Origin of the sequence: Paraburkholderia sp. SIMBA_054 (assembly GCF_046534875.1) — a bacterium.
GTDB classification, from domain to species: domain Bacteria; phylum Pseudomonadota; class Gammaproteobacteria; order Burkholderiales; family Burkholderiaceae; genus Paraburkholderia; species Paraburkholderia hospita.
Map to the genome: position 1 here is coordinate 1 of NZ_JAWRXV010000220.1, position 527 is coordinate 527.

Below are 527 nucleotides of genomic sequence, written 5' to 3' on the forward strand. Positions count from 1 at the left end.
CGCGCGCGCATCTGGGTCGTCAACAGGGTCGACTTCTCGGATAACCGCAATCTGATCGTGGCCGCGGTCACGCTCGTGCTCGGCGCCGGCGACTTCTCGCTGAAGCTCGGCGGCTTTGGTCTCGGCGGCATCGGCACGGCGACGTTCGGCGCGATCATTCTTTACGCGCTTCTCAGACGGAAGCCGGCGCAAGGGCCGGTGGCCTGATCGTTTCCAGGAGACGACGTTACTTCCAGCGCGCGGTCAGCGCCGTCTCCGACAAATCCACTTCATGCATGAGCTTGTTGAACGTTTCGTCGTTGATGGTCTGATTGCTGCGCAAGCTGAGCAATACCTGGCGCTCGGCACGCATTGCGGAGAGCTTCATGCGAAATTCCAGTGCGTCCGCGCGCCGCGCCATGTCGCGCGGTTCCTGATCTCCGGCGAGTGCCGTCAGCCTGCGGCGATAAATATCCATGACGCGCGCGGTCACGTCGGCGGCATAGGCCGAGGCCGATTCATCGAGATTCGCGCACTCCTTGTCATGC

General features: G+C 62.8%; 2 pseudogenes. One reads left to right on the top strand and one right to left on the bottom strand.

Annotated features, from left to right (window positions below):
- Positions 1-207: pseudogene (locus SB822_RS54850) on the top strand (pyrimidine utilization transport protein G); the annotation flags it as partial.
- 19 nt (positions 208-226) lie between these two features.
- Here SB822_RS54850 and SB822_RS54855 read toward each other — a convergent pair.
- A pseudogene (locus SB822_RS54855) lies at positions 227-527 on the bottom strand (Na+/H+ antiporter); the annotation flags it as partial.